Source organism: Segatella copri, from assembly GCF_002224675.1.
Lineage (GTDB): Bacteria > Bacteroidota > Bacteroidia > Bacteroidales > Bacteroidaceae > Prevotella > Prevotella copri_U.
Window position 1 is genome coordinate 69845 of record NZ_NMPZ01000017.1, and the last position, 21032, is coordinate 90876.

The 21032-nt window shown below is 46.8% G+C and carries 19 protein-coding genes; 6 read left to right on the forward strand and 13 right to left on the reverse strand.

All coding sequences use genetic code 11. From position 1 onward, the window contains the following. Positions 1-11: 11 nt before the first annotated feature. From CFT61_RS10980 to rpmH, 7 genes are all read right to left on the reverse strand, one after another. Positions 12-1769 (reverse strand): RagB/SusD family nutrient uptake outer membrane protein, encoded by a 1758-nt coding sequence (locus tag CFT61_RS10980; RefSeq protein WP_089544474.1) that lies wholly within the window; start codon positions 1767-1769, stop codon positions 12-14. 18 nt (positions 1770-1787) lie between these two features. Then, positions 1788-5030: a SusC/RagA family TonB-linked outer membrane protein gene (locus CFT61_RS10985; RefSeq protein WP_089544475.1), complete on the reverse strand. Its 3243-nt coding sequence runs from the start codon at positions 5028-5030 to the stop codon at positions 1788-1790. 463 nt (positions 5031-5493) lie between these two features. Continuing rightward, positions 5494-6642, reverse strand: a complete 1149-nt coding sequence (locus CFT61_RS10990; protein ID WP_089544476.1) for a 1-acyl-sn-glycerol-3-phosphate acyltransferase — start codon at positions 6640-6642, stop codon at positions 5494-5496. Positions 6643-6725: 83 nt separating this feature from the next. Then, positions 6726-7721 carry a D-alanine--D-alanine ligase gene (locus CFT61_RS10995; protein ID WP_089544477.1) on the reverse strand — a complete coding sequence of 332 codons (996 nt, stop codon included), beginning with the start codon at positions 7719-7721 and terminating at the stop codon, positions 6726-6728. A gap of 5 nt (positions 7722-7726) precedes the next feature. After that, positions 7727-8818, reverse strand: a complete 1092-nt coding sequence (locus CFT61_RS11000) for an RluA family pseudouridine synthase (protein WP_089544478.1) — start codon at positions 8816-8818, stop codon at positions 7727-7729. Positions 8819-8869: 51 nt separating this feature from the next. Further along, positions 8870-9604 carry a PASTA domain-containing protein gene (locus tag CFT61_RS11005; RefSeq protein WP_089544479.1) on the reverse strand — a complete coding sequence of 245 codons (735 nt, stop codon included), beginning with the start codon at positions 9602-9604 and terminating at the stop codon, positions 8870-8872. 170 nt (positions 9605-9774) lie between these two features. Beyond that, the gene (rpmH, locus tag CFT61_RS11010) at positions 9775-9930 is read right to left on the reverse strand and encodes a 50S ribosomal protein L34 (protein ID WP_004351099.1); all 156 of its coding nucleotides are present in this window, start codon (positions 9928-9930) and stop codon (positions 9775-9777) included. A 220-nt stretch (positions 9931-10150) separates the two neighbouring features. Between rpmH and efp the strand changes: the two genes are divergently transcribed. From efp to CFT61_RS11035, 5 genes are all read left to right on the forward strand, one after another. Next, on the forward strand, positions 10151-10717 hold the full coding sequence (efp, locus tag CFT61_RS11015) for an elongation factor P (protein WP_089544480.1): 567 nt from the start codon (positions 10151-10153) through the stop codon (positions 10715-10717). Between the two features lie 63 nt (positions 10718-10780). Further along, the gene (locus tag CFT61_RS11020; protein ID WP_089544481.1) at positions 10781-11839 is read left to right on the forward strand and encodes a glycosyltransferase; all 1059 of its coding nucleotides are present in this window, start codon (positions 10781-10783) and stop codon (positions 11837-11839) included. 6 nt (positions 11840-11845) lie between these two features. Next, entirely contained in the window at positions 11846-12535 is a 690-nt protein-coding gene (gene radC, locus CFT61_RS11025; protein WP_089544482.1) for a RadC family protein, read from the forward strand. 102 nt (positions 12536-12637) lie between these two features. After that, positions 12638-12958, forward strand: coding sequence for a metal-sulfur cluster assembly factor (locus CFT61_RS11030; RefSeq protein WP_089544483.1), 321 nt, complete (start codon positions 12638-12640; stop codon positions 12956-12958). 73 nt (positions 12959-13031) lie between these two features. Continuing rightward, positions 13032-13796: a UDP-2,3-diacylglucosamine diphosphatase gene (locus tag CFT61_RS11035; RefSeq protein ID WP_089544484.1), complete on the forward strand. Its 765-nt coding sequence runs from the start codon at positions 13032-13034 to the stop codon at positions 13794-13796. Positions 13797-13894: 98 nt separating this feature from the next. On the opposite strand, the gene CFT61_RS11040 is transcribed toward CFT61_RS11035, so the two are convergent. The 6 genes from CFT61_RS11040 to CFT61_RS11065 all read right to left on the reverse strand — a co-directional run bounded on the left by CFT61_RS11040 (position 13895) and on the right by CFT61_RS11065 (position 19524). Continuing rightward, positions 13895-14941, reverse strand: coding sequence for a sugar kinase (locus CFT61_RS11040; protein WP_089544485.1), 1047 nt, complete (start codon positions 14939-14941; stop codon positions 13895-13897). Positions 14942-15080: 139 nt separating this feature from the next. After that, positions 15081-16283, reverse strand: coding sequence for an acetate kinase (locus CFT61_RS11045; RefSeq protein ID WP_089544486.1), 1203 nt, complete (start codon positions 16281-16283; stop codon positions 15081-15083). 38 nt (positions 16284-16321) lie between these two features. Further along, positions 16322-17368 (reverse strand): phosphate acetyltransferase, encoded by a 1047-nt coding sequence (gene pta / locus CFT61_RS11050; protein WP_089544487.1) that lies wholly within the window; start codon positions 17366-17368, stop codon positions 16322-16324. 200 nt (positions 17369-17568) lie between these two features. Next, positions 17569-18339 carry a diadenylate cyclase CdaA gene (gene cdaA, locus CFT61_RS11055; protein ID WP_089544488.1) on the reverse strand — a complete coding sequence of 257 codons (771 nt, stop codon included), beginning with the start codon at positions 18337-18339 and terminating at the stop codon, positions 17569-17571. Then, positions 18336-19181, reverse strand: coding sequence for a dihydropteroate synthase (gene folP / locus CFT61_RS11060; RefSeq protein ID WP_089544489.1), 846 nt, complete (start codon positions 19179-19181; stop codon positions 18336-18338). The genes cdaA and folP overlap by 4 nt, the downstream gene beginning before the upstream one ends. 121 nt (positions 19182-19302) lie before the next feature. Then, positions 19303-19524 (reverse strand): hypothetical protein, encoded by a 222-nt coding sequence (locus tag CFT61_RS11065; RefSeq protein ID WP_089544490.1) that lies wholly within the window; start codon positions 19522-19524, stop codon positions 19303-19305. 143 nt (positions 19525-19667) lie between these two features. Between CFT61_RS11065 and CFT61_RS11070 the strand changes: the two genes are divergently transcribed. Continuing rightward, complete coding sequence (locus CFT61_RS11070; RefSeq protein WP_089544491.1) at positions 19668-20969, forward strand: UDP-N-acetylmuramoyl-tripeptide--D-alanyl-D-alanine ligase; 1302 nt, start codon at positions 19668-19670, stop codon at positions 20967-20969. Positions 20970-21032 lie beyond the last annotated feature (63 nt).

The window sequence follows — 21032 nt, forward strand, 5'->3', positions numbered from 1 at the left end:
TAAAGAATTGATTACTTCCAGCCCTGATATTCTGAATCAGCACCAGTCCAACCTTCATTCTGCACTACAGTACCCAGAGCCACTTGAGTCTCAGGCATCTTCTGGAAGCCGGCAGTAGCATTGTAACGGGCAGTATAACCTCCATTGTGTGGAGTATTTGTATCAGGCTGTCCGCAATAATAGATAGCAACGCCATTCTGCTTCTCAAGAGCAGCTGCGGCAATATGCCAACGACGGAGGTCGTTCCAGCGGGTACCCTCGCAAGCCAACTCCCAACGGCGCTCATTTCTCAAAGCTTCCTCTGAATAAGCTGCAATAGGGTTCAAGCCAGCACGCTTGCGCACCTCATTGATACCAGCTACATCCTTCTTCAACTCACTCTGCATCAACAATACGTCAGCGAAACGGATGAGTACCAGGTCGTGGATGTTATTCAACTGCATATTCTCCTTTCCAGCTACATCCCAGTTGCCAGGATACATCACATTCTCGAAAGTACAAGAATAGCCATCATCCAGCTGATCATTCTTACAAGAGATAGGCGCCCACTTCTTAGCAAAGTAATCTGTTTCCTGAACAAAGTCAGACCAACCACCTTTCTTATAGGTTGCTACCTTAGACCAGTCCTGGATAGAAGCATCACGGCGTGCATCGTTAGGCTCGGCAGCAGCCCAATCCTTTACCAGGTTTGGAGCTACAGGACCAGCACCCCAACCCTGACCGAATGGGAAGGTATTTCCATAAGCCTGAGCACCACGAACACCAAAGTGAAGAGCATAATTATTGGCATAACCAATCGTTGTACCCCAGTCAGCGTACTTGTTAAACTTGATAGAGAACAAAGTCTCAGGGTTCTGAGCTGCATCATCCTCAACCCACTTGAAGCCCTGACCCTTGGTGTAATCGTAATCCTCTACAGTGCATCTGTTGGTATAAGCCCAGAGATTCTGATACTTATCCACCAACTTGCGGCCAGAGTTAGCCACACAGTCATCAATGGCTGTAATGACATTCTCCTTAGACAGGGTAGTTCCATCAGGAAGCTCTACAGAAGTCAGAGGATTGTAAGTAGTGCTGGTCAGATCAGCCAATGTAGAACCATTGCCAAAGAAGCCAGAGTAGAACAACCAGGCACGGCCCAGCAGAGCCTCAGCAGCATACTTATCAATATGACCATCAGTACTCTTAGTAGCAGGCAAGAGATCGACAGCATCACGAAGATCCATCAGAATCTGCTTCCAAGGGTCTTCAATATTACCTTGGGTGATAGCCTCAGAACCTGGCTTCAGACGCATAGGTACATTTCCGTACATAGAAGCCAACTCATAATAATAGAAGGCACGCAGGAACTTAGCCTGTCCCATCAATGAGTTTTTGGTATCCTCATTCATAGAGGTATTAGGAAGAGCCTCAATCAGGGTGTTGGCACGGTTGATACCCTTGTAACGAGCCTCATAGAACACATTGGTCATATCGGCATTGTAGTTACAGAGCAGATCATCTGCCTGCATCAACTTATCATTGACACCACCACCACCGAGCATATCATCACTAGCCAACTGGGCATAGTAAAGGAAGCTCATCTGAGGGTCTGCACAAACCTGGTTCAAATTCTGGTAAACACCAGCCAATACAGCCTCACCATCCTCCTTGGAAACAGGGAAGGTACTGGAAGATAACTCGCCAACATTCTGCACATCATTGATGTCGCAGGATGCCAAGCTAAGTACCGCCATGGCTGAAGCCAAAAATATATTTAACTTTTTCATTGTGAATTCAATTTTAGATTAGAACTTTACATTTACACCAACCATATAGGTACGAGGCTGAGGGTAGTTACCTACATCAACACCTGTTACCCATGAGTCTGAGCCGATAGCAGTACCATTCTCTGGATCCATACCCTTATAACCGGTAATGGTAAAGAGGTTCTGGGCAGCGAAATAGAGACGGAGCTGCTGGAATGGGCTGTTCTTCCAAATCTTGGTGAAATCGTAACCCACGGTCAGATTCTGAAGGCGGAAGTAGCTGGCATCCTCAATGTAAATATCAGAAATGGTCTGCCAGTTTGGACCTGCATTCATGTGGGCGAGCAAAGGATACTTGTTGGAAGTTCCCTCACCATGCCAGTAGTCATACACCTCTGTAGTGAAGTTCTCGTACTCACCATCGGTGAACTTGCGGAATGAACGAGCCACCTGCTGACCGAATGCTCCAAAGCCTGTTACAGAAAGGTCGAAGCCCTTGTAAGATGCACCGAGAGTAATACCCATGGTTACATCTGGATGTGGATCGCCAAGCTCTGTCTTATCATCATCATTGATAACGCCATCGCCAGTTACATCCACAAACTTCAAGTCGCCTGGCTTGATACCGGTACCCTGCTTAGAGTTAGCGGCATTACCCTTACAGTTCTTATCAAGATAAGCCTGAACATCTGCATCATTCTGCATCACACCTTCTGTCTTGTAGCCCCAGAAGTAACCGATAGGATGACCTTCCTCGAAACGAGCCATATAACCGGTATTCTGAGCCAAGAGGTCCTTACCACCATTGTTGTACTTCTGGTTAGACTTCACCTCTGTTACCTCATTGTGATTGTAAGCCATGTTCCAACCTACGTTGTACTGGAAGTCCTTGCCAATCTTATCGTTCCAAGAGAGAGAAAGCTCAATACCCTTGTTCTCAACAGTACCAGCATTCTTCATCTGGGTAGAGAAACCAGTTGTTGGATCTACAGGAACTGCAACCAGCAAGTCCTTGGTCTTCATGTTATACCAATCCAAGGTGAAGCCCAGACGTCCATTCAGGAAGCGAGCATCCAAACCGATGTTCAACTGCTCTGAAGTCTCCCAAGTCAAATCCTCGTTAGACAGACGGGAAGGAGCTGCACCGGCAACATACTGATCAGGATTACCATTGAAGGTATAAAAGCTACTGGTATCGAATGCAAAAGCACTCTGCCACTGGAAGTTGTTAATGGTCTGTGCATTACCATTCTGACCCCAACCAGCGCGAAGCTTCAGAAAGTCGAGCCATGATACTGTCTTAGCCATGAACTTCTCGTTTGAGATAACCCAACCGGCAGATACAGATGGGAAATAACCCCAACGCTTACCTGGAGCAAACTTAGAATTACCATCGGCACGCATGATGGCTGAAAGCATATACTTCTCATTGAAGTTGTAGTTGACACGACCGAAGTAAGACATACTGCGAGAATCATCACAAGGAGTACCAGTAACGGCAGCAGCATTATTATTCTTCATATAGGTCATGTAAGCATGAGTCATATCGCCAAACACCGAATTAGAAGATGTAGCATTCAAGGAGAAACCGAAGTCAGGACGGCTCTCACCATACTCTGTACCTACCAGGATGTCGAAGTTGTGCTTCTTCTGCAAGTCAAACTTATAACTCAAGGTATTTGTTGTACTCCATCCCCAACTTGTTCCAATCTGGTTTGTTGCCTTATCCTCTGTTCGGAAATAATCCGCATTGGTTCTGTTGGCATCGAATATAGGGAGGAATGTACGCCATGTCCAAGTATTCTGATTGTAATTCAACTGTCCACGGTAAACCAGATTCTTGATTGGCTGGATCTCCAGATAACCCGTAGCATGCAGATTCTGGTTGATACTCTTATTGTGACCAGACTGCTGATTCAACATCTTATAGATTGGGTTTACAGAATAAGAGTTGTAGTTATCAATCCAGTTCTTCAAGTCCTCAGCCTTGGTATAGCTTCCATCTGCATTATACATAGGGATAGTAGGATTGGAACGAAGCATATTGGAAAGCTCATTGCTATACTGGTTACCAATCTGGATACCCTGGTTCTGCTTGTGCTGATAGTAGATATTCTCACCAATCTTCACTACATCCATACCCTTGTCATTGCGATAGATGACATGCTCTGAATTGATACGGAAGGTGAAACGGCGGTAGTCTGACTTAACAACATTGCCAAACACACCATCCTGATACTGATAACCGGCACCCATAGAGAAGGTAGAACGGTCGGAACCACCAGTAACGTTCAGGGAATGACTTGTTGTAACGGCATTCTTGTTGCGGATAGCCTCTACCCAGTTGGTTCCTTCGTTAGAACCATCCATATAAGAGTTGTAGAGGTCTTCACCCATAATGCTCTTCCAATCCCAGCCACTTTCACCACTGTTGAAACGCACCTGATCCATTACCTCCATATACTGCTTGGCATTCAGCATCTTTGGCATGCGATATACATTAGACCAACCAACGTTGCCATCGTAAGATACCTGGATCTTGCCCTGCTTACCCTGCTTGGTAGTAACAAGGATAACACCATTGGCTGCGGCAGAACCGTAGATGGCACAGGATGCGGCATCCTTCAAAACGTCGATACGCTCGATGTCGGCAGGATTCAAGTTGTTGATATCACCTGCTACACCATCAATAATATAAAGAGGAGCAGTGTTGCCGTTGGTACCGGCACCACGGATAGAAATCTTAAAGCCATCACCAGGCTGACCGGAAGCCGCCTGAATGTTTACACCAGGAGTCTGGCTCTGCAAGGCGCCCAACACCTGAGTGGTATTCATCTTCTGAATATCATCACCCTTCACCTCAATGGTAGAACCGGTAACGAGCTTCTTCTTCTGAACACCATAACCTACGACAACAACTTCTTCGAGAGTCTTGTCGTCTGTCTTCATTGTGACGTTAAAATTAGACTGATTACCTACAACGATTTCCTGCTTTTGGTAACCGATATAAGTAATAACAATAGTAGCACCAGGCTTCACGTTCAATGAGAAGTTACCATCCAAGTCGGTAACTGTACCATTTCCGGCATTACCTTTCTCTACTACACTTGCACCGATGATAGGACCTTCTGCGTCACTTACATTACCGGTAACCTTCTTAGACTGCTGTACTGAGTTAACAGCAAAATTTGGAGATGTTGCCAAAGCTTCAGTTGTGTAACTCAAGCCTAAGGATGCCAACGCTCCAACAAGCAGCACTGATTTTCTTAAGTTTAGATTCATACTTATGTACTTTCTAGGTTTGAATAGAATAAACATTACTTAATTGACTAGCAAATAGCCACACTCTCTTATCTCCCTGCAACTAACAGCTGCACGGAAACAATCCTTCTTTCATTTTAAGCTGAATTGATACTCATAGGTCATTACTTTTTATTTTGTTATTTTGTTAGTTTGTTATTTTAGCTGTATTTCCGGCGAAACGATGTGGGTGTATCTTATATAGTGGTATCGTTCACATTCGTATCACCGCTGCAAAAGTACAATACTTTTTCGAAAAAAGGTGATACTATTTTGCTTAATTTATGTATTTTTCGTTACTAAGGTTATTTTTTTTAAGAAATGACGATAAACACGAAAGGTTTGTTAACCTTCAGTGTTTATCGTACACTTAACATTTTAACAGTTTTTGTGGTACATTTTCGCATAAAGAGCAAAAAAGTATCACCCGATTTGATTCTTCTCGTTACTTTGTAGCAAGAAAATTGCGAACCGGGTTGGCATACATCGTTAAAATCTTCTCTTTCAGGAAGGCTTCATCCTTGTCAGGAAGTTCAATCTTTGCCAGCTGTCCTGCGATATATTTCTCGAAGCGAGCCTTATCTTCCTGTGTATATTCAGAAGCATGAGCCTCGGTATTCTCCAAGAGATCGAGCGCCACATAATTGCCAGGATAGAGACGGTAGTGGCTATGTATCTCGTGATCAAGATGGGCAGCAATGGTATTGAAGAGTTCCTGCTTCGGCATCTCAGGGTCGAGGGTATCCAGATACTCATCGATACATGGGGCTGCATGATAATGCACATGTCCCTTGTAACCGAAGATACCGGTCTGCATACTTACAAGATCATCCATAGGTCCCTTCTTCCATCCTTCCACATCACGCTTCTGCTGATACTCCTTAGCCTTGAGGAAGTCGCAAGGATCGTACTCATAGCTGATAGACAGCGGAACGAGATGGAGCTGCTTCAATCGTTCGATAATACTACCTTCACCGCCCATCGCCATCATCTGGAGGATGCTCTTCTGGGTACGGTCATCGCTATCCTTGGCTCTACCCTCTCGCTGGGCAATCCAGATATTCTCGTTCTTCTCCTTGATGGCGAAATGCATGTAATCGGAAAGACGTTTGCTTGACATCAGCATCTGGCGCATGCTCAGGGCACGCTCCACGATAAACGCCTTGTTGACACGTACCAGGTCCTTCACCCAAGGAAGCGACAGGAGGTTATCTCCGATAGCAATCTCGCAGGTGGTCTTGAAGCCATTGTCGATAAGCATTACATCGAGGAAAGCTGAATCGAGCACGATATCACGATGGTTACTGATGAAGGTATAGTTGCGGGTATTATCGATGGCTGCGCAATCCATCTCACAACCCGTTGCAGCCTTCTTCAGGATGCCTTGAACAAAATCGTAGGCGAAAGCCAACTGGAAGTCGAGATTGGTCTTGCAAGCCTTCAACTTCTGGGCAATCATCTCAAAAGGAACTTGTGGATAAAGATAAGCAAGTACTTGCTTGAACTGATCGTTTGAAAGCAAACGGTCGAACACCTCAGGAAGGTCTTCTGGCTCCCAAGGTCGAATGGTATCAAATTCTTGAGGGATCTTCATAATATATACCTTTTTAATATATACCTTTTAATATATATGGCTCTGCGAGAAAGTCGCAGAACCATATATGTGATTTATAAATTCTAGAACTGATTCTCCACGATGTCGCTGAGCACATCCTTGATGTCAAGGCCTGCAGCGCGCACCTGCTGAGGAATGAAGCTGGTAACGGTCATACCTGGAGTGGTATTGATCTCCAGCATGTTCACCTTGTCCTTACCGTCCTTATCCTTAGAGATGATATAGTCGATGCGGATGATACCATTGGCATGGAGGATATCGTAGATGCGGGATGTGGTCTTTGCCACCTCTTCTGCAGTCTCAGGAGAGAGACGGGCTGGAGTGATTTCCTGTACCTGACCATTGTACTTGGCATCATAATCGAAGAACTCATTGCTGGTTACCACCTCTGTAGCTGGCAAGACAACAGTCTTCTCGGCTGTCTTGTAAATGCCCTGAGAAATTTCAGTACCGTCGAGGAACCCTTCAATCATCACCTCGTTGCTCTCCATGAAAGCTACACGGAGGGCTGGAGCCAACTGGTCGGCATTCTTCACCTTGCTCACACCGAAGCTACTACCGTCGGCAGCAGGCTTTACGAAACAAGGCATACCGATGCGCTCGGCAATCTCGTCCTCATCATACTGTTCGCCACGACGGAGCAAGATACTGTCAGCCACGTTTACGCCGAAACCACGCAGGTAGTTGTTGAGCACATACTTGTCGAATGTCATAGCCTCTACCAGCACACCGCTTGTAGAATATGGCAAGTGGATAAGGTCGAAGTAGCCCTGCATCACACCATTCTCGCCAGGCTGTCCGTGGATGGTGATATAAGCATAGTCGAAATAGATATGCTTGCCGTCTTTCACAAACGAGAAGTCGTTCTTGTCAATATCAATAGTCTCACCGTTATCTAAAGCCACGTGCCAGTCGGTGCCCTTTACATCGACGAGATAGATATGATAACGCTCCTTGTCGAAGAATGAGTACAAACCCTGACCTGAGCGCAAAGAAACATCGTGCTCAGAAGAATCACCACCACATACGATGGCTATCGTTCTCTTGCTATTTTCCATAATCTCTAAATATTTTTGAATGTATCTTTTGTGGTGCCTGCGATGAAGCCGCGCCACTTTTCTATTAATTGTCTAAAATCTTCCGGCCACTCACTGTCGAAGTCCATCTGCGCCTTTGTTGTAGGATGAACAAAACCGAGGGTCTTGGCATGGAGAGCCTGACGTGGGCAGAGCTTGAAGCAATTCTGTATGAAAGCCTTGTAACCACTGCTGCGCTGACCTCTCAGGATCTCGGCACCACCATAGGTCTCATCCATGAAGAGCGGATGACCGATCTGCTTCATGTGGGCACGGATCTGATGGGTACGGCCCGTTTCCAGGATGCACTGTACCAAGGTGGTATAGCCGAAGCGCTCCAAAACCTTATAATGGGTAACTGCACTCTTGCCAATACCGCTATCCGGATCGAAGACCTTCATACGGAGACGATTCTTGGGATCACGACCGATATTGCCCTCGATACGTCCCTCATCCTCCACGATATTACCCCATACCAGCGCATTGTAACTGCGATGGGTAGTCTTGTTGAAGAACTGCTTGCCCAATGCCGTCTTGGCAGTAGGAGTCTTGGCTACTACGAGCAATCCGCTGGTATCCTTGTCGATGCGATGGACCAGACCCACTTCCGGGTCGTTGGCATCAAACTCCGGCATATCGCGCAGGTGCCAGGCCACAGCCTGAATCAGGGTGCCATGAAAGTTGCCGGCTCCCGGATGAACCACCATTCCTGCCTTTTTGTTCACCACCATCAACTGGTCGTCTTCATAAACCACATTGATGTCGATTTCTTCCGGCTTGATGCTTGTTTCATGACGAGGGCGGTCGAGCATCAGCGTAACGATGTCGTTCGGGCGCACCTTGTAATTGCTCTTCACCGGTTTACCGTTTACATGAATAAATCCGGCATCAGCAGCCTGCTGAATGCGGTTGCGACTCTGGTAAGCCATCTTATCAGCCAGATACTTGTCTATGCGGACAGGATCCTGGTTGGCATCCACCTGCACCTTCCAGTGCTCATAGAGGTCGTCGCCATCAAACCCGAAGTCATCCTCTACAGGAGCATATACCTTATTATATATATAATCTAAAAATATCATTCGTATTACTATTGAATTCTTCACTCATCGTTCTTCACTCTTCACTTTCTCCTACTCCACCACCTCTTTCTGCTGGTGTTCGTGTGTAGCAGGGGCTGTTTCTGTAGATTCAGTTCCCGGAACCACCTCGAAGTTATCTTCGGTGCTTTCAGTACCATCACCTTCTCCCTCCATCACATCATCGTTCTCGTGATAGACAGGATCCACCATATCGAAGGAGTCGGTAGTGTCGCGCTGACCATTACCTACCTGAATGATGAGCACATCATCGATAGAAACCTTATCGCCAGCCACCACATGCCTGCCCTTAACGAGAATACCGTAAACCCAGTCTTCCTCGCCTGGAATGTATTCCGGTGAACCCAGCTTGAATCCCATGGCAGTCAACTTAGCCATCGCCTCTCTCAGAGAACTGTTGTCGATGACATCAGGAATGGTGATGCGAGGAGAATGGTTAGAATTGATCGTGACATAGATGATATGCCCCGACTTTACCACCTCTCCGAACGCCGGCGTCTGCTCCAGGATACAGTCGGCAGGGAGCGAACGGACATATCCGGTATCCGAAACCACTATTTCCAATCCGGCATCATCGAGGATGCGGGTGGCATCATTGATATTCTTGTATCTGATATCCGGCACACGGATGGCCTCACCATGATGGGTGTAGATATCGATGCCGAACTTGACACCGACGCAGAGCAAAACCAGCACCAGGAACATGGCACCCAGGTTGCCCCAGAGATACTTACTCTTAAACTTATTTATAAACTCAGATGAAGTCATTCTTTCTTTTTTGGTGCAAAGATAGGAATAATCGAAGACAATACAAAATAAAACGCCAAGTTTTTGCGTTTCATCACAATATAAAAAGTCATAAAAACACAAAAAGCAGCAAAGAATCTCTCCTTGCTGCTTTTAATGTCATCGTCTTAGACGAATTTCCCTATCGGAAATTACTTTCCGTGGTGCTCGTCAGAAACAGTTAACTTCTTGCGGCCATGAGCACGGCGAGAAGCCAATACGCGACGACCATTCTTTGTTGCCATACGCTCACGGAAACCATGCTTGTTCACGCGACGACGATTGTGAGGCTGAAATGTTCTTTTCATTTTTCTTATTTATTTTTTAATTAATATTCTTCACAAAAGAGCAAAATAAGCCCTTTTTGGGCTGCAAAATTACGCATAATTTCTCAAATAACCAAGAAAACTACCAAATTTAGCTTAAATATTTATGTTTTTTTCGATTTTCCCTTTGTTTTTTCATCATTTTGCCGTAACTTTGCACCCGATTACGAGAATAATAATAACATTCAAGATAAAACAAGAAATGATTAATTCACAGGAAATTAAGATTGGAACTTGCATCCGTATGGATGGCAAAGTATGGGTTTGCATCGACTTTCAGCACAGAAAGCCAGGTAAAGGTAACACCGTAATGAACACTAAGTTGAAGAATGTTGCTGACGGCCGCGTGCTGGAGCGTACATTCCAGGTTGGTTTCAAATTGGAGGATGTTCGCGTTGAGCGTCGCCCTTATCAGTACCTCTACGAGGACGCTACTGGTTGCATCTTCATGAACCAGGAGACTTTCGAGCAGGTGCCTATCGCTAAGGAGAACGTTACCGGTGGTCAGTACATGAAGGAGGGTGACGTAGTTGAGGTTGTTACTGATACTACAGACGGTACTATCCTCTTGGCTGAAATGCCAGCAAAGACTACCCTGAAGATCACTCACTCTGAGCCAGGTGTAAAGGGTAACACTGCTACCAACGCTACCAAGCCAGCTACTCTCGAGACTGGTGCTGAGGTTCGTGTTCCTTTGTTCGTTAACGAGGGCGAGACCATCCAGGTTGATACTCGTGACGGTAGCTACCTCGGTCGTGTAAGCGAGTAATCCGTCTTTCAACAAGAAGATTACGCTCTTATCGAGCAAAATTAACCCTTAATAGTAAGAAGAATGAAATATTCCATCATAGTACCAGTATTCAACCGTCCTGACGAAGTGGACGAACTGTTAGAGAGCCTTACCCATCAGACGGAGAAGGACTTCGAGGTTGTCATCGTAGAGGATGGCTCGCAGACTCCCTGCAAGGAAGTGTGCAAGCGATACGAAAACCTGATGGATATACATTATTACTATAAGGAGAACTCTGGTCCGGGTCAGAGTCGCAACTATGGTGCCGAACGTGCCAAGGGCGAGTATCTGCTGATACTCGACAGCGACGTGGTCTTGCCAGAGGGCTATCTGAAAGCTGTAAGTGATGAGTTGAGCCGCGAACCTGCCGATGCATTCGGCGGTCCCGACAAGGCACACTCATCATTTACAGATACTCAGAAAGCCATTTCTTATTCCATGACTTCTTTCTTCACCACCGGTGGTATCCGTGGCGGAAAGAAGAAGATGGATAAGTTCTACCCTCGTTCATTCAACATGGGCATCCGCAGGGACGTTTATCTCAAGTTGAATGGCTTTTCCAACATGCGTTTTGGTGAGGACATCGATTTCTCCATCCGTATCTTCAAGGCAGGCTGCCGTTGCCGTCTGTTCCCTGAAGCATGGGTATGGCATAAGCGCCGCACCGACTTCCGCAAATTCTGGCGACAGGTATATAACAGCGGTATCGCCCGCATCAACCTCTACAAGAAATATCCCGAGAGCCTCAAGCTCGTACATCTCCTGCCGATGGTCTTCACCGTGGGCGTGACAGGTACGCTCCTTCTGCTCTTCTTCGGATTCCTGCCATATATGCTGGGCACCGTCCACGTATTCCCAACCCTGGGCAATGCGATGGCAGCATTGGGCTGCATCGGCCTACTTGGCATCATTCTCTATATCATTGCGCTGTTCATCGACAGCAGCAGGAAGAATCACAGTGTGAAGATTGGCGTGCTGAGCATACGTGCCGCCTTCACCCAGCTGATGGGTTACGGCTGCGGATTCCTTTCAGCCTGGTGGAAGAGATGCCTGCTCGGACAGAGCGAATTCAGCGCATACAACAAGACTTTCTATAAATAAATCACTATGAGTGAGAAGCTTTCTATTTCGCAATGGGCAGAGGAAGACAAACCTCGTGAAAAACTGGAGCGACTAGGAGCATCAGCACTATCCAATGCCGAACTGCTAGCCATCTTAATAGGTTCCGGCTCTCAAGACGAGAGCGCAGTAGATTTGATGAAACACATCATGAAAGACTGCGACAACAATCTCAATACTCTCGGCAAGATGACTATCAAGGAACTCACCCGCTACAAAGGTATGGGACCCGCAAAAGCAATTACCGTGCTTGCAGCCTGTGAGCTGGGGAAGCGTCGTGCCCTTGACAAGATAGGCTATCGCCCGGATTTGGGTTCATCTCTCGCCATCTACAACTATATGCTCCCCAAGATGCAGGATCTCAATACCGAGGAAGCATGGGTATTGATGATGAACCAGAATTTCAAGCTCATCAAGGCTTCCTGTATCTCGCACGGAGGCATTACGGAAACAGCCGTGGATATCCGACTGCTCATCAAGGAAGCCGTACTCAACAACGCCACCATCATCGCCTTCTGTCACAACCATCCGAGCAACAGTCCGCTCCCCAGCAAGGCAGACGACCAGCTTACCCTTCAGATTCAGAAAGCCTGCGAAATCATGCGCATCTTCTTCATGGACCACGTCATCATCACCGACGGAGCCTTTTATTCCTATCACGATAAAGGCAAATTATAAACTTTTTCCGGTATTATTAAGCAGGCACGAAGAAAAAAGTGTCTTTTCTTTTTGTATTGTCCCCATTTTGCAGTATCTTTGTAGGCAAAAACAAAGATTATTATGACACAAGAAGAAAAGACAAAGATAGAAGAAAAGATCGTAGATGTACTCAAGACCGTTTACGACCCTGAAATACCTGTGAATATCTGGGATCTGGGTATGATTTACAAGATAGACGTAAAAGACGATGCTACCGTAGATCTTGACATGACCTTTACTGCCCCATCCTGCCCTGCAGCCGACTTCATCCTTGAGGATGTGCGCACCAAGGTAGATAGCGTAGAGGGTGTCAAGTCTGCCAATGTAAACCTCGTATTCGAACCAGCCTGGGATCAGAGTATGATGAGCGAGGAAGCTCGTGTAGAACTCGGTTTCGAATAGCCCAAACCGTTGAATTATTCACTCTTCATTCTTCACTCTTCATTCTTCACTCTTCACTTAAAAAGAATCGCTTATGAAAAATGTATATTTCCTCTCTGATGCGCATCTCGGCTCGTGGGCAATCCCACACGGCAGAATGCAGGAACGCAGACTCGTACGTTTCCTCGACAGCATCAAGCACAAGGCTGCAGCCATCTATCTGCTGGGCGATATGTTTGATTTCTGGAACGAGTATAGATATGTGGTACCGAAAGGCTACACCCGATTTCTGGGTAAGCTCTCGGAGTTGACGGATATGGGAGTGGAAGTACATTTCTTCACCGGCAACCACGACTTATGGACATACGGCTACCTGGAAGAAGAGTGCGGACTGATCGTTCACCATAAACCACAGACCGTGGAAATTTACGACAAGGTGTTCTTCCTTGCCCATGGTGACGGCCTGGGTGACCCGGACAAGAAGTTCAAGTTCCTGAAGGCGATGTTCCACAACCGCACCTGCCAACGGCTGCTGAATGCCATCCATCCACGCTGGGGTTTGTCGTTTGGACTGAACTGGGCGAAGCATAGCCGCCTGAAACGTGCCGATGGCAAGGAAGAGCCTTATATGGGCGAAAAGAAGGAATTCCTGGTACGCTTTGCCAAACAGTATATGCAAAGTCACAAGGATATAGATTACTTCATGTTCGGACACCGCCACATCGAGCTGGACCTGATGCTGAGCAAGAAGACCCGTCTGATGATTCTGGGCGACTGGATATGGCAGTTCACCTATGCCGTATTCGATGGCGAACACATGTTTATGGAAGAATATGTGGAAGGCGAAAGCCAACCATAACAATAAATAAGCTACAAGAATAAAGGGCAGCCCGATTTGGACTGCCCTTTATTCTTATCACACGAATCTTATAGTTCTATTGTAATCTTGTTTTATTCCTATCGCTGGATTCTTCCTCCCGAAGAAGTCATATTACTGATGATTTCTTCTTCAGATACCAGATTCTGATCACCCGGAATCGTATTCTTGATGGCACTGGCCGAGAGAGAGAAATCCAGGCAATACTGGTTTTCATCGCCCCACTTCTGGTGAGCGTGAATATAGGCAGCAATGAAGGCATCGCCTACACCCATCGGATCTACGATAGGCTGTATGTCGTAGATTCTTGTTGTATAGAGCTGATCCTCTACTGCATCATAGAGCAGACCGCTCAAGGTATGATGGCTGCTGGCAATCTGGTTTCTTACAGCCATTACCATCTTCTTGCATTTAGGGAAGAGACGGTGCATCTTGCGGAAATACGACAGATAAGCCTCCCTGTCTATTACATAGTTTTCATCCAAAGCCTCGAAAGGAATATGAGGCACTCCACTGGCTATCTCCCACTCATTCTGATCACCGAAGATGATGTCGCTATACTGCATCATCTGGAAGAGCACATCGTGAGGTTCCAGACCGTATCCCCAGAGATTCTTGCGATAGTTGATATCGCAGGCGATGGTCAGTCCATCAGCAACCGCCAGCTTGATGGCATCCATGGTAGATTCCATCGCATCACGGCTGATGGCGCAGGTAATACCTGAGCAATGGAATACGGCAGCATCTGCCAGTACCTGATTCCATTTCACCATACCACGCTTCAAGGAATAGAAAGAAGAGTTCTTGCGGTCATAGACTACACGGGAGTTGCGCATCGCCACAGCTTCCTCGAAGTAATAGGTACCGAGACGATCGCCACCACGCACAACATGAGAAACATTCAAACCAAACTCCCTGAGATGCATCAGCGCAGCTTCACCCATCTCGCCGTATGGCAATCGGGTTACATACTCCACGTTATCGCCCAAATAAGCCAGAGAGATGGCTGCATTTGCCTCGCTGCCACCATAGTTGCCGAACATACGGTGACCTTGGAATAACCGTTGATAACCAGGCTTAGATATTCTAAGCAATATTTCTCCGAAAGTTACAATCTTTGTTTTCATAATTCTCAAAATTTAAGTGATGCCTCCATCCTCATCAGACAGGAGCCTCATCATGTAATAATGATAAGAAATAAATAAGGTGAAGACCATCCATTGCTGTCTTTAGTCTTCACCTTATATTATATAGTATTGTGTGGAATTACTTTTTGGAAACCAATTCCATTGTATCGCGAGCGATAACAATCTCTTCATCGGTAGGAACTACTACTACCTTCACCTTGCTGTCATCGGTAGAGATGATAGCTTCCTCACCACGAACCTTGTCGTTAACCTCCTTATTGATCTTGATGCCAAGATACTCCAGGTTCTTGCAAGCTTCCTCGCGGAGGTCGGTCTGGTTCTCACCAACACCAGCTGTGAATACGATAGCGTCAACGCCACCCATAGCTGCGGTGTAAGCACCGATGTACTTCTTGATGCGGTACTCGTACATGCGGAGAGCCAGCTGAGCCTTCTCGTTACCCTCGTTGGCAGCGTTCTCGATGTCGCGCATATCAGAAGAAATACCTGTGATACCGAGCACACCACTCTTCTTGTTCAGGAAGTCAGCCATCTCCTGTGGCTTCATGTTCAACTTCTCCATCAAGTATGTAACGGCAGAAGCATCGATGTCACCACAACGTGAACCCATCATCAAACCAGCCAATGGAGTCAAGCCCATTGAAGTATCCAATACCTTACCATTCAATACTGCAGCTACAGAGCCACCGTTACCGATGTGGCAAGTGATTACCTTTGAGTTGTTCTGGTCGAGACCGAGAATCTCGCAAACACGCTTAGAAACATAGCGGTGAGATGTTCCGTGGAAACCATAACGGCGTACGTGATACTTCTCGTACAACTCGTAAGGAATTGCATAGAGATAAGCATAGTCTGGCATTGTGCTGTGGAATGCGTTGTCGAATACGCAAACCTGAGGAGTGCCAGGCATCAATGAATCTACGGCACGGATACCCTTCAGGTGACCTGCGTTGTGAACTGGAGCGAGGTCGCAAAGTTCCTCGATACCATCCTCTACGCTCTGGTCAACGATGACACTCTCCTTGAACTTGTCACCACCCTGCACTACGCGGTGACCTACAGCGTCGATTTCCTTCAAGTCCTTGATGGCGCCGATTTCTGGGTCGAGCAGGCACTTGAACACGAAGTTCACACCTTCCTTGTGGTCAGGCATGTCGTGCATGATCTGCTTCTTCTCGCCATTAGGCAATTTAACCTTGATGAAAGCGTTATCAAGACCGATACGCTCTACACCACCCTGTGCCAATACAGACTCATCGTCCATATTATATAACTTGTACTTGATAGATGAACTACCACAGTTCAGAACCAATACTTTCATAATGTTTAGTTTGTAATGTTATAAATAAAGTTAGTTGATTAAGCCTTCTTTGCATCCTGTGCCTGGCAAGCTGTGATAGCTACCATATAGTAGATGTCATCTACAGAGCAACCACGAGAAAGGTCGTTTACAGGACGAGCGATACCCTGGAGGATAGGACCGATAGCGATGGCACCACCCAGGCGCTGAACGAGCTTGTAGCCGATGTTACCTACCTCGAGGTTTGGAACTACCAATACGTTAGCCTTACCTGCGACCTCAGACTTTGGAGCCTTCTTGGCAGCTACCTCAGGAACGAGGGCAGCATCAGCCTGAAGCTCACCGTCGAGATGCAGCTCTGGGAACTTCTCCTTAGCGATAGCCACAGCATCCTTTACCTTATCGATGATATAAACGCTCTTGCCTGTCTCCTTGTTGATAGCATCCTTGGCACTACCCATTGTTGAGAAGCTCAGCATGGCAATCTGAGGATCAGCAATACCAGCTACTGACTGAGCAGTATGAGCTGTTGTATAGGCAATCTGAGCAAGCTGGTCTGCTGTAGGGTTTGGAGTTACAGCAACGTCACCCATTACCACTACGCCATCCTGACCATACTGCTTCTGGTCTGAGATGAGCAACATAGCACCACTTACGCAAGTGATACCTGGAGTACACTTGATAATCTGGAGAGCTGGACGAAGAGTATCGCCAGTTGTGCTCAATGCACCAGAAATCTGACCATCAGCACCCTCTGTCTTGATAATCATGCAACCGAGGTAGAGGTTATTCTTAGTTACGAGTTCACGAGCCTGCTCTATGGTCATGCCCTTCTTCTTGCGAAGTTCAGCGAGCTTCTCAGCATACTCCTCAGTCTTAGGGTTGTTTTGTGGATCAACGATAGTAGCCTTGTCGATGTTGTTAAGACCCCACTGTGCAGCGAGATTCTTAATGTTGGCAGGGTTACCGATGAGGATGATGTCTGCGAGATCATCAGCCAAAACTTTATCGGCTGCTTTCAATGTACGCTCCTCTTCTGCTTCAGGGAGCACGATGCGCTGCTTGTCAGCTTTAGCGCGAGCTACGATTTGCTGTAATAAATCCATTTTATTTCTTTATTTATATAATTTTGTTATCTTCGATAGTAGATTTGTCAATCTAATAAAGAGCTACGGCTTGTTTTTTGCCGTTTTGCCATATCGACTTTGCAAAAGTACATATTTATTTTGAAATAACGCCCATTAATATGTGTAAAAAAAGCTAAAACGGGAGATAATCATTATCGTAAAGGTTTACGTGCTTCACTTTACAGCATTTCCTGTGTCAGGATGCTCTCCAACTCCTCCGCAGAAAGGCGAAGTTTGAACTCGCCCTTGATGGCTACGCTGATTCGTCCCGTCTCTTCAGAAACGATGACGGCGATGGCATCGCTGCTCTGCGAAATACCCAGGGCGGCACGGTGGCGCAGTCCCAATTCCTTGGGAATATCCAGGTTGTGACTCACGGGGAGGATACAGCCTGCTGCCATGATTCGCTTGTTGCTTACCACCATGGCTCCATCGTGCAGAGGTGAGTTCTTGAAGAAGATGTTCTCTATCAACCGCTGGTTGATTTTAGCATCTATCTCCTCGCCCGTATCCATGATATCCTTCAAAGGCACGCCTCGCTCTATCACGATGAGGGCACCCACATATTTCTTAGCCATGCTCATGCAGGCAAGCACGATAGGCATGATCGTCTCCTTGTTTGCCTCCTTCTGACTTTCCTTGCTGGAGTGGAAGAAGCGCACCAGCCGGCGCATACTTTTCTGCGAACCAATCTCATAGAGGAATCGGCGGATGTCTTCCTGGAAGATGACGATAAGGGCGATGACTCCCACACTCACCAATTTATCCAGGATAGAACCCAGCAGACGCATTTCGAGTACCTGGCTTACGAAAAGCCAGATCAGTACAAAAAGCATGATGCCCACGAAGATGTTCAGCGAGCGGGATTCCTTCATCAGTCGATAGACATAGAAGAGCAGCGAGGCTACCAGAAGTACATCTAAAGCATCTTTGATTCCAAACTCTATCATACTCTGCCCTCCTTCATGGCTTCTACGATTTTCACAGCCTCAGCCGCTTCCTTCACATCGTGAACACGAAGGATGCTGGCTCCCTTCATCAGGGCAATGGTATCAAGCACTGCGGTTCCATTGAACGATGTAGTGGCATCGCCACCCAGCAGCTTGTAGATCATGCTTTTGCGTGAGATACCTACGAGCATTGGAAGTTCCAGTACGTTTAACTTCTCCATCTCATCATAAATCTGATAATTCTGAATGAGATTCTTGCCGAAGCCGAAGCCTGGGTCGAGGATGATATCCTTGGCACCCAGGTCACGCAACTGCTGTACCTCTCTTGCAAAGCCCTTCATCATCTTGGCGAGCGTAGGCTGCACCGACGTTAAGATATAAGGTACCTTCAGTTCGCCCACCACACGGAACATTTCTGGATATTCCTCCTGTCTCTGCTCCAGCGGCACATTGGTGATGCCTGTGATTCCACCTTCTGATACATCGTTGATGATATCGGCTCCCCACTCCTCGATACACTTGCGTGCCAAGGTAGGGCGATAGGTATCTACGGAGACGGCAGCATCCGGTTGCTCCCTGCGAACGATGTCGAGAGCGAACTTCAGGCGTCTTCCCTCCTCCTCTTCCGATACTTCATCGGCACCGGGACGGGTGGAGAATGCGCCCACATCAATGATGCTTCCTCCTTCTTCTACAATCTGATTAGCTCTCTGAGCTATCTCCATTTCTGTCTGCTTTCTACTTCCTGAGTAGAAACTGTCGGGCGTAACGTTCAGGATGCCCATCACCTGAGGGGTGCTCAAATCCATCAAGCGCCCCTTGATATTGATTGTATATTCCATTGGATTATAACTCTTTAAGCCACTTTTTCCCTGGCTTTGTGTAAGTCCAGGCAAGAAAGCTTCCACCTATGATTGTTCCAACCACAAAGAAAAACAATAGTCCATTGTAAACTTCCATAACTTAATATTTTAAAATTCGATTAGCAATGCCCGCAAAAATGAAGGTCATTACGATACCAAATATAATTACTACATAATTTTTAACTCCAAACTCTCCTTGCAGAATTGGAGCAATACCACCAACCCCAGTTCCAGTAAACGTCAACTGAGATAAATTAAAGAAATAGCCTGCCAGCTTTTCCTTCCTCACTTTCGTTTTATCTTTTTCATCTCTACTACCCATAAAAAGCCTCGCTTTCCTAAGATATATCGAATATTTCTGCAAAAATAGAAAGAATATTCGAGATTACCATCATTTTTTGGGAAAATTGTTTGTTATGTCCACAATTTAGATTACTTTTGCACTCAAAACAACAGTTATAGACTATGGATATTTCAGAACTCTATCAGATTTACCAAGCGCACCCAGTGATTACCACTGACAGCCGCGACTGCCCAAAGGGCAGCATCTTCCTGGCTTTGAAGGGCGCATCGTTTGATGGCAACAAGTTTGCCGACATGGCTTTGGAGAAAGGCTGTGCCTATGTGATTGTAGATGAAAAAGAGTATGCCAAGGAGGGCGACGAGCGCTACATCCTCGTAGAGGACTGCCTCACCACCTTCAAGGAATTAGCCCGTGAGCATCGCCGCCACTTCGATATTCCTGTAGTAGGAATCACCGGAACCAACGGCAAGACCACCACCAAGGAACTCGTCTCTGCCGTTCTCGGCGAGAAGTTCAACGTGATGTTCACCCAGGGCAACTTCAATAATGATGTAGGCGTACCAAAGACGCTCTTCCGTCTCTCACCAGAGAATGAAATTGCCGTTGTAGAAATGGGTGCTTCCCATCCTGATGACATCCGAAAGCTCGTAGAATACGTGGAACCAACCTGCGGTATGATTACCAATGTGGGCCGTGCCCACCTACAGGGATTCGGAAGCTTCGAAGGCGTGAAGAAGACCAAGGGAGAACTCTATGATTACCTCGCAGCCAACGATGCCATCGTCTTCATCAATGCCGACAACGAGCATCTGATGCAGATGGCTGAGCAGCGCAACATCAACCGCCTCATCACCTACGGCAAGGATGAGAACTGCGATGTATGGGGAGAAGTCATCTCCTGCGCTCCATTCCTGAAGTTCCGCTGGCGCACAGAGAGTTTCGACTGGCATGAGGTTCAGACTCATCTCATCGGCTCCTACAATATCGACAATATGCTTGCCGCCATCACCATCGGACTTCATTTCGACGTGAAGCCTCAGCAGATAGACCATGCCCTGGAGAATTACATCCCAAGCAATAATCGTTCACAGTTGGAAGAGACGGCGCACAACAAGCTGGTGGTAGATGCCTACAATGCCAACCCATCGAGCATGGCAGCCGCCATCGAGAACTTCCGCGTAATGGATGTACCTCATAAGATGGCGATTCTCGGACAGATGGGCGAGCTCGGCGAAGTGAGCCACGAGGAGCACCAGAAGGTAGTAGATCAGTTGCAGGCAGCCGGTCTGGAGAATGTATGGCTGGTGGGCGATGAGTTCAAGGATATTCCATGCAGCTACCGTAAGTTCCAGAATGTAGAGGAAGTGAAGGAAGCGCTCAAGGCGAACCAGCCTCACGACCATTACATCCTCATCAAGGGCAGCAACAGCGTGAAGCTCTTTCAGCTTCCGGAGCTGTTATAAGAAGAACATTCAGAATGAATAAAATATAAAAGCAAAAAGCCTTGCGGGATTCCGCAAGGCTTT